This window comes from Streptomyces marokkonensis, from assembly GCF_039539045.1.
GTDB classification, from domain to species: Bacteria; Actinomycetota; Actinomycetes; order Streptomycetales; family Streptomycetaceae; genus Streptomyces; species Streptomyces marokkonensis.
On sequence record NZ_BAABCQ010000224.1, the window covers coordinates 1 to 10,629 of the forward strand.

Sequence of the window (10,629 nt, forward strand, 5' to 3'; positions counted from 1 at the left end):
ACGACTCCACCGACGCCACATGCGCACCCGTACCATCAGCCAACAGCAACGACACACCCGAACCCGAGCGCGCAATCCGCACCCGCAACACCCGCGCACCCACCGCCGACAACGACACCCCCGACCACGCGAACGGCAGACCCGGCGAACCACCCTCGCTCGTCCCACCGTCTCCGGACGTCAGTCCCATGGCATGCAGCGCAGCGTCCAGCAGGGCGGGATGCACACCGAACCCGTCGGAGTCCTCGCCATCGGGGAGGGACACCTCCGCGAACACCTCGTCGTCGCGCTTCCAGACGGACCGCAGCCCCTGGAAGACCGGGCCGTACCCGTATCCCAGTCCGGCGAGTCCTTCGTAGAAGCCCTCGACGTCCACCACCACCGCGTCGCGCGGGGGCCACACCTCAAGCCCTTCACCCACAGCCCCGGCCTCGACCGACAGCACACCCCGGGCATGACACACCCATTCGCCCTCGGCATCATCAGCCGGCCGCGAATGCACACTCACCACACGACGACCGTCAGCACCCGCGGCCGCCACCGACAACTGAACCGACACCCCACCACGCTCAGGAAGCACCAACGGCGCCTCCAGCGTCAACTCCTCAAGCCCCCCACAGCCAACTCTCTCCCCCGCATACAACGCCAGATCCACAAACGCCGTACCCGGCAACAACACCGAACCCAACACCACATGATCCGCGAGCCACGCATGCGACTGAAGGGAGATGCGGCCCGTCAGCACGAGCCCGTCACCCTCGGCCAGCGATATCGCCGCGCCCAGGAGCGGGTGCTCCGTGGAGTGCTGACCGACACCGGTCAGGTCACCGAGAAGGGTCGTCGTCGCCGCAGCCCAGTACCACTGCCGCTGGAAGGCGTACGTCGGCAGTTCCACCCGGCGCGCACCGGTACCGGCGTAGTACGCCGTCCAGTCGACCGCCTCGCCGCGTACGTACAGTTCGGCCAGAGCGGTGACCAGCGATTCCGGCTCGTCGCGGTTCTTGCGGAGGGCGGGTACGAAGGTGATCTCGCCGGAGTCGGAGGTGACGCAGTCCTGCGCCATCGCGGACAGCACACCGTCCGGACCCAGCTCCAGGAACGCCGTCACACCTTCCGCTTCCAAGGTGCGGATGCCATCCAGGAAACGCACCGCCTCACGGACATGGCGCACCCAGTACTCCGGATCCTGCACCTCCTCCGCCGACAGCACCGCACCTGTCACATCCGAGACGATCGACAGCTGCGGGGCGTTGAAGGTCAGTCGCTCCGCGGCCTTGCGGAAGTCGTCGAGCATCGCGTCCATACGCGGCGAGTGGAACGCATGACTCACCCGCAGACGCTTCGTCTTACGACCCTCACCCTCGAAGTACGCGGCGATCCGCGAGACCTCTGCCTCGTCACCCGACACCACCGTCGAACGCGGGCCGTTGAGCGCGGCGATCGACACGCCGTCGACCAACAGCGGCAGGACCTCGTCCTCGGTCGCCTGCAACGACACCATCGCCCCACCGGCCGGCAGCGCCTGCATCAGACGCCCCCGCGCCGCCACCAGCACGGCAGCGTCCTCCAGCGACAGCACGCCGGCCACGTACGCGGCCGACAACTCACCGATCGAGTGACCCAGCAGGAAGTCGGGCCTTACGCCCCATGACGTCACCAGCTCGAACAGCGCCACCTCAAGCGCGAACAGACCCGCCTGCGTGAACTGCGTCCGATCCAGCAGCTCACCACCCTCGAAAACCACCTCACGAAGGGGCTGGTCCAAGTGTCGGTCCAGCTCCGCGCACACCGCGTCGAACACGTCCGCGAACACCGGAAACGCCTCGTACAACTCCCGGCCCATGGCCGGCCGTTGCGAGCCCTGGCCCGAGAACAGCACAGCCGTCCTGCCGGCCGAGGCCGCACCCCGCACAGTCCGGTCCCCGACCAGTGCCGCCCGATGGCCCAGCACCGCACGCGACGTCACCAGCGAGAAACCCACATCCACCGGCGACAGCCCAGGACGCTCGGCAACGAACGACCGCAGCCGCTCCACCTGCCCCGACAGCCCCGCCTCCGACTTCGCCGACACCACCCACGGCACCACCGGCAACGCCACCGGAGCCACAACCGCCTCCGGCTCCTCGACCTCCGGCGCCTGCTCCAGGACCACATGCGCATTCGTGCCGCTGATACCGAAGGACGAGACACCCGCACGGCGCGGCTCGCCCGTCTCCGGCCACGCCACCGACTCCGTCAGCAGCTCCACCGCACCCGCCGACCAGTCGACCTGGGGCGTCGGCTCGTCCACGTGCAGGGTCCGCGGCAGCACACCCTCCCGCATCGCCATGACCATCTTGATGACGCCGCCCACGCCGGCCGCCGCCGCGGCGTGGCCGATGTTGGACTTGATCGAGCCCAGCCACAGCGGGCAGCCGTCAGCCCGTTCCTGACCATAGGTCGCGATGAGCGCCTGGGCCTCGATCGGGTCGCCGAGACGGGTGCCCGTGCCGTGCGCCTCCACCGCGTCCACCTGCGACGCGGACAGGCCGGCGTTCGCCAGGGCCTGGCGGATCACGCGCTGCTGGGACGGGCCGTTCGGGGCGGTCAGGCCGTTGGAGGCACCGTCCTGGTTGATCGCGCTGCCCCGGACCACCGCGAGGACCTCGTGACCGAGGCGGCGGGCGTCGGACAGGCGCTCCACCAGGAGCACGCCCACGCCCTCGGACCAGCCCGTGCCGTCCGCCGCCTCCGCGAAGGGCTTGCAGCGGCCGTCCGCCGCGAGGCCGCGCTGGCGGGAGAACTCCACGAACGCGGCCGGGGTCGCGAGGAGCGCGACGCCGCCCGCGAGGGCCATGCTGCACTCGCCCTGGCGCAAGGCCTGCGCGGCGAGGTGCAGGGCCACCAGTGACGACGAGCACGCGGTGTCGACCGTCACCGCCGGGCCCTCAAGGCCCATCATGTACGCGATGCGGCCGGAGACCACGCTCGTCGCGGTGCCCGTGATGAGGTGTCCTTCGCCGCCCTCGGGGGTCTGGGCGGCGCCGGCGCCGTAGCCGGACGAGGAGGCTCCGGCGAAGACACCGATCTGCTCGCCACGCACCGACGTCGGGTCGATGCCCGCGCGCTCGAAGACCTCCCAGGAGGCTTCGAGGAGGAGCCGCTGCTGCGGGTCCATCGCCAGGGCCTCGCGCGGGGAGATCCCGAAGAAGCCGGCGTCGAAGTCGCCCGCCCCGTGCAGGAAGCCGCCTTGGAGGGTATAGCTCGTACCGGGGTGGGCCGGGTCGGGGTCGTAGATGCCTTCCAGATCCCAGCCGCGGGCCGTGGGGAAGCCGGTGATGCCGTCGCCGCCTGCGGCGAGGAGTCGCCACAGGTCCTCGGGGCTCTCGACCTCGCCGGGGTAGCGGCAGCTCATGCCGACAATGGCGATCAGGTCCTCGTCCTCGACGGCCGCGGTGTTGCCGGCCGGAGCGCGGGTGCCCGCGGCGGAGATTTGGCGGGTGTCGGACGCGCCGTACCCGTCGCCGGTTTCGAAGGCGAGTTCGGCGTCGAGGAACCGGGCGAGGACGGCCGGCGTCGGGTGGTCGAAGACCATGGTGCTCGGGAGGCTCAGGCCCGTCTCGGCGGCGAGCCTGTTGCGCAGTTCGACCGCGGTGAGCGAGTCGAAGCCGAGCTCGCGGAACGCCCGGTCGGGCTCGACCCCGTCCGCCGAGCCGTGCCCGAGTACGACGGCGGCCTGGCCCCTGACCAGTTCGGTCAGTGCCTCGGTGCGCTCGGCGGCGCTCAGGTGCCCGAGCCGTTCGCCCAGCGGGGACGTGCCCTCTGCCGGGCCGTTCGTCCCGTCGGGTCCCGTGGGGGTCGTCAGGGCCTCGCGCGCCTCGGCCAGGTCGCCGATCAGCGGGCGGGGGCGGGCTGCGGCGAAGACGGGCACGAAGCGCGCCCAGTCCATGTCCGCGACCGTCACCAGGGTGTCGTCGCAGTCGAGTGCTCGCTGCAGCGCGGTGATCGCGGGGGCGGGCGCCATGGACCGGATGCCCAGGCGCAGCAGCTGCTCGCCCTCCTCGCCGTCGGCCATGCCGCCGCCGGCCCAGGCGCCCCAGGCGACCGAGGTCGCGGGGACGCCGCGTGCCCTGCGACGCTGGACGAGTCCGTCGAGGTAGGCGTTGGCGGCGGCGTAGCCGCTCTGGCCACCGCTGCCCCAGACTCCGGCGACGGAGGAGAAGACGACGAAGGCGTCGAGGTCGTGGTCTTCGAGCAGTTCGTCCAGGTGGACGGCGCCGGCGACCTTGGCGGACAGCTCCGCGGCGAGTGTCTCCGTGGTGGCTTCGGACAGCAGCATGGCTGTGCCGACGCCCGCGGCGTGCACGACGGTCCGCAGGGTGCTCTCCTCGCCGTCCGTGTCCGGCGTGGCGGTGGTCTGCTCGATCAGTGCGGCGACGGCTGCGCGGTCGGTGATGTCGCAAGCGACGACGGTCACCTGGGTGCCGAACTCCTGGAGCTCGTCGACGAGCTCGGCGACTCCGGGTGCGTCGGGGCCTCGGCGGCTGGTGAGGATCAGGCTCTGTGCGCCGCCCTTGGCCAGCCAGCGCGCCACGTGGCTGCCGAGCGCGCCGGTGCCGCCCGTGATGAGTGCGGTGCCGCGGGGCGTCCACGTCGAGCCGTCGGTGCTCTCCCCTCGGGGGTCGCGGACGAGTCGGCGTACGAATGTCCCGGAGGAGCGCACCGCCGCCTGGTCCTCGCCTCCGTCGGCCAGGACCGCGCACAGCCGGCCGGCCGCGCGCTCGTCGAGCGTGGCCGGCAGGTCGACCAGTCCGCCCCAGCGGTGGGCGCACTCCAGGCCGACGACCCGGCCGAGCCCCCACAGCGCGGCCTGGACCGCGCTGGTCAGCGGGTCGGAGCGGCCGACGGAGACGGCTCCGCGGGTGCCGAGCCAGAGCGGCGCGTCGATCTCCGTGTCGCCGAGAGCCTGGACCAGCGCCAGTGTGCCGGCCATGCCGGCCGGTACGACGGTGTGGGTGGGGTGCGGCTCCTCGTCCAGGGCCAGGAGGGAGAGCACGCCGGCCGGCTGCCCGGAGTCCCGGAGAGCTTGCGCGAGTTCGTGCGCGAGTGCCGCGCGGTCGGTGGCGGCGGCGTCGATCTCCAGCGGCAGCACCGTGGCGCCGTGCGCGGCGAGGCCGTCGATCGTACTGCGCGCCAGGCTGCCCGTGCTGTGCACCGAGGGGTCGCCTCCGGCGCCCCGGGGTACGGCGACGATCCAGGTGCCCGTCAGCGCGTCGCCCGACGGTTGTCCCGCCGGGCCGCCCGTGACGGGCTTCCAGCTGATTCCGTAACGCCACTCGTCGGCCGTGGAGTTGTCGCGGCTCTGCCGTCGCCAGGCAGCGAGCGCCGGGAGCGCGTCGGCGAGTGGGGCGGAGTCGTCGGGGCGTACGGCGTCGACGAGCGACTGCAGGTCCTCGCGTTCGACAGCGTCCCAGAACCGGGCCTCTTCGGGGGTGTTACCACCCTCGCCGGCCACGGCGGTCTGGTCCTCGGGGACGTGCGGCCAGTAGCGCTGCCCTTGGAAGGCGTAGGTGGGCAGGTCGACGCGGCGGGCACCGGTGCCCGCGAAGTACGCCGCCCAGTCGACCTCCTTGCCACGGACGTGCAGTTCGGCGAGCGCGGCGGCGGACGTGCGTGCCTCGTCGCGCCCCTTGCGGAGCGCCGGGACGGAGAGGGTGCCCTCGGTGCCGGGTCCGGACGTGACGCAGTCCTGGACCATGGCGGAGAGCACTCCGTCGGGGCCCAGTTCCAGGAAGGCGGTCACACCCTGGGTCTGCAGGGTGCGGACGCCGTCCAGGAAGCGGACCGCGTCGCGGACGTGGCGCACCCAGTACTCCGCCGTGCGGATCTCGCGTGCGGGAATCACCGCGCCGGTGACGTTGGAGACGATGGCGATCTGGGGCGCGTTGTAGGTGAGGCGCTCCGCGACGGCGCGGAAGTCGTCGAGCATGGCCTCCATACGCGGGGAGTGGAAGGCATGGCTGACCCGCAGACGCTTGGTCTTACGACCCTCACCCTCGAAGTGCGCGGCGATCTCGAGAACCGCCACCTCGTCGCCGGAAATCACCGTGGAACGCGGACCGTTGAGCGCGGCGATGGACACGCCGTCCGTCAACAGCGGCAGGACCTCGTCCTCCGCCGCCTGGAGCGAGACCATCGCCCCACCGGCCGGAAGCGCCTGCATCAGACGGCCCCGCGCCGCCACCAGCGCAGCAGCGTCCTCCAGCGACAGCATTCCAGCCACGTACGCGGCCGACAGCTCGCCGATGGAGTGACCCAGCAGGTAGTCCGGCTTCACACCCCACGACGTCACCAGCTCGAACAGCGCCACCTCAAGCGCGAACAGCCCGGCCTGCGTGAACTGCGTCTGGTCCAGCAGGTCACCGCCGTCGAAGACGACCTCGCGCAGCGGCCGGTCCAGGTGACGGTCCAGCTCCGCGCAGACCGCGTCGAACACCTCGCTGAAGGCGGGGTAGGTCTCGTACAGCTCCCGTCCCATGCCGGCCCGTTGGGAGCCCTGTCCTGAGAAGAGCACCGCCAGGCGTCCAGGTGCCACTACTCCGCGCACCACTGCCGGGCCGTTGCCGGACGCGCTCAACTCGCCCAGGCCGTCGACGAGTCCGGTACGGCCGTCGGCGAGGATCACCGCGCGGTGTTCCAGGGCGGCGCGTCCCGTGGCGAGCGAATAGCCGACGTCCAGGGCGCCGGATTCGTCCGCGGGGGCGTTGTCCAGGTGAGCTCGGAGTTCGCTCGCCTGTGCCTTCAGCGCTTCGCCGGTCGCGCCCGCTACGAGCCAGGGGACGATCGGCAGGGTCCGGTTCCGCCTGGGCCCGTCGGCGGCGGGCTCGACCTCGCGCACGGGCGCCTGCTCGACGATGACGTGCGCGTTCGTGCCGCTCACGCCGAAGGAGGAGACGCCCGCGCGGCGCGGCTGCCCGGTCTCCGGCCACTCCACCGGCTGGGTCAGGAGCTCGACGGACCCGGCCGACCAGTCCACGTGCGGCGTCGGCTCGTCGACGTGGAGGGTGCGGGGCAGGGCCGCGTGCCGCAGCGCCATCACCATCTTGATCACACCGGCGACGCCTGAAGCGGCCTGCGCATGACCGAAGTTGGACTTCATCGAGCCGAGGAACAGCGGTCTGCCCTCCGACCTGTCCTGGCCGTACGTCTCCAGGAGGGCCTGGGCCTCGATGGGGTCGCCGAGAACGGTGCCGGTGCCGTGTGCCTCCACGGCGTCGATCTGTCTGGGCGAGAGGCCGGCGTTGGCCAGCGCGGCCCGGATGACCCGGCGCTGGGAGGGGCCGTTCGGCGCGGTCAGGCCGTTGCTCGCGCCGTCCTGGTTCACGGCCGAGCCGCGGATCACCGCGAGGATCTCGCGTCCGTTGCGGAGCGCGTCGGAGAGCCGCTCCACCACCAGGACGCCCACGCCCTCGGCCCAGCCGGTGCCGTCGGCGGCGACCGCGAAGGACTTGCAGCGGCCGTCCGCCGCAAGGCCACCCTGCTGGCTGAACTCGGCGAACGCGCCAGGGTTGTTCATCACGGTCACACCGGCGGCCAGCGCGAGGGAGCACTCTCGCTGGCGCAGTGCCTGCACTGCCTGGTGGAGGGCCACGAGCGACGACGAGCACGCCGTGTCGATCGTCACGGCCGGGCCCTCCAGGCCCAGGGAGTAGGAGACGCGTCCGGAGACGACGCTTCCCGCGGTGCCGGTGACGTAGTAGCCCGCGACGTTCTCGTTCGACTGCCGCAGACTCGTCTCGTAACCGGACGACTGGGCTCCGACGAAGACACCGGTCGCGGTGCCGCGCAGCGACGAGGGATCGACTCCTGCCCGTTCCAGGGCCTTCCAGGACTCCTCCAGGAGCACGCGCTGCTGCGGGTCCATCGCCAGCGCCTCGCGCGGCGAAATGCCGAAGAAGCCCGCATCGAAGTCCGTGACCCCGTCGACGAAGCCGCCCTCGAAGGTGACCGCGTTGTCGTGGGCCTCCTCGTAGAGCCGCTCCAGGTCCCAGCCGCGGTCGGTCGGGAACGCGGTGACCGCGTCGGTCCCGGATTCGACCAGGTTCCACAGGCCCTCGGGGCTCGTCACCCCGCCCGGGTAGCGGCAGCTCATCCCGGTGATCGCTATCGGTTCCCGCGCCGCATCGGTGAGCTGGGTGTTCTCCCGCCGCAACCGGTCGACCTCTTTGAGCGACGCGCGCAGCGCTTCGAGAACCTTGTCAGCCGAACTAGCCATCATGCACTCCACACTTCACGCGTCATCAGGATTCGCCGTCGCCCAACGCCATCTGGATCAGGCTGTCGGCGTCCATCTCGTCGATCGACTCGGTCTCGTCGCCCGCGGGCAGAGGGGTTAGCGCCCCACCGCGCCGGTCCGCGAGTTTCAACAGGGTGTCCAGCACTCCGGCGGCCCTGAGTTGGTCAAGCGGCACTGTCGCCAGTGCGCCACGGACGGCGGCCTCGTCCACGTCGTCGTGGCCGCCGGGGCCGCCCTCGGTGCCTGTCCCGTCCCCCTCGGGGAGCAGCTTGCTCCGCAGGTACGTGACCAGCGCCGTGGGCGTCGGGTAGTCGAAGACCAAGGCGGCCGGCAGCCGCAGGCCCGTCGCCTCGCCCAGTTGGTTGCGCAGCTCCACCGCGGTCAAGGAGTCGAACCCGAGGGTTCGGAACGCCCGATCGGACCGCACCTCGGTGGGTGCGGCGAGCCGCAGCACTGTCGCCGCCCGTTCCTGCACGAGTTCCCGGAGCAGGTGTTCCTGTTCGGGTCCGGACAGTTCGAGGAGATTCTGCCGCAGCGTCTCGGCACGGTCGGCTCCAGTGGACGGGGACGTGCCGTCCGCCGCGTCCTCTTCGGGGGCGAGCGCCGCCCGCACCTCGGGCAGGTCACCGATCAGCGGGCTCGGCCGCAGGGTCGTGAAGGCCGTGGCGAACCGCGGCCACTCCACGTCGACCACGACCACTGGCGTCTCGTCGTGCTCGATGGCCTGCTGAAGCGCGGTGATCGCGAGGCCGGGCGCCATCGGTGCCAGGCCCAGACGGGTCAGCTGCTCGCCGGTGTCGCCGGCGGCCATGCCGCCGTCGGCCCACTGGCCCCACGCCACGGATGTGGCGGCCCAGCCGCGGGCCCGGCGGCGCAGGGCGAGCGCGTCCAGCGCCGCGTTCGCCGCCGCGTATCCGGCTTGCCGGGCGCTGCCCCACACTCCGGCGATGGAGGAGAACACCACGAACGCGTCCACCGTCCCGCCGAGCAGCTCATCGAGGTGGGCGGCGCCTGCCGTCTTGCCCGCGAGGACGTCGGCGAACGCTGCCGATTCGGTGTCGGCCAGGGCGGCGCCGGCACTGACACCCGCCGTGTGAACGACCGCACGCACGGGGGCGCCCTCGGCGTTCAACCGCTCGATCAGCGCGGCCACTTGGTCCCGGTTGGCGACATCGCAGGCCTCCACCGTCACCTTGGCGCCAAGCCCCGCCAGCTCCGCCTCCAGCTCGGTCGCCCCGGGGGCCGCGGCGCCCCTGCGGCTGGTCAGGACGAGCCGTTCTGCTCCCCGTCCCGCCAGCCATCGGGCGACGTGGCCGCCCAGGGCGCCGGTGCCGCCGGTGATCAGTACGGTGCCCTCGGGGCGCCACGGACGTACGGCGGGTGCTCCGTTCAGCGGGGCGCGGACGAGGCGGCGGCCGAACGCACCGGCCGAACGTACCGCGATCTGGTCCTCGCCCGCGCCGCCGACGTCACCGGCGCCCGGGTCGGAGGCCTCGGACGTTCGCCCCGCCAGGATTTCGCACAGGTTGTCGGTGATCCTTGCGTCGACCCCGTCGGCAGGCAGGTCTACGAGACCGCCCCAGTTACCGGGGCGCTCCAGGCAGACGACTCTTCCGAGACCCCACACCTGGGCCTGCGCCACGCTCACCGTGCGGTCCGCGGCGCCGACCTGGACCGCGCCCATGGTGGCGCACCACAAGAGCGCCTGGATCTCCACGTCGTCGAGGGCCTGCACCAGCGCGAGCGTCGCCGTGACGCCGGCGGGAACCGCGGGGTGCGCTCGGTCTGGTATTTCGTCCACGGCGAGGAAGGACAGCACGCCGCCGATGCGGGACAGTTTCCTCTCGTTCTCCGTGCCGTTCTCCCGCAGGACTTCGCCGAGAAGCCCGCCGAGCGCCTTGCGTTCGGCGTCGGCGGAGGACACCGCCAGGGTCACCACGTGGGCGCCGTGCCCGGCCAGGGCACGGCCGCAGGCCGAGATTGTGGCGTCGTCCCGCAGCACCTCGGGAACCAGGACGATCCATGTGCCGGACAGGTCGGCCGACTTGGCCTTCGGTAGGGGCTTCCAGCCGACGCGGTAGCGCCAGCCGTCGACGGTGGAACTGTCGCGGCTGTTGCGCCGCCAGGAGGCGAGGGCCGGCAGGACCGCGCGCAGCGGCTCCGCCTCGGCCTTGTCCAGGGTGCCCATCAGGGCGTCCAGGTCCTCGCTCTCGACGGCCTGCCAGAACTCCGCCTCGTCCGGAGACATCGCGCTCAGCTCCGGTGCGGAGGTGTCCGCTGCCTCGGGCCAGTAGCGCTCGCGTTGGAAGGGGTAGGTGGGCAGGTCCACGTGGGTCGTGGGCTGTCCGGCGAAG

General features: G+C 72.0%; 2 protein-coding genes. Both read right to left on the reverse strand.

All coding sequences use genetic code 11. The features are described 5' to 3' along the window. Positions 1–8,254, reverse strand: an 8,254-nt coding sequence (locus tag ABEA26_RS32935; protein WP_345597322.1) for a type I polyketide synthase, incomplete at its 3' end; no start/stop codon positions are given. A 25-nt stretch (positions 8,255–8,279) separates the two neighbouring features. Further along, positions 8,280–10,629 (reverse strand): SDR family NAD(P)-dependent oxidoreductase (locus tag ABEA26_RS32940; protein ID WP_345597323.1); only part of this gene is annotated, 2,350 nt, incomplete at its 5' end.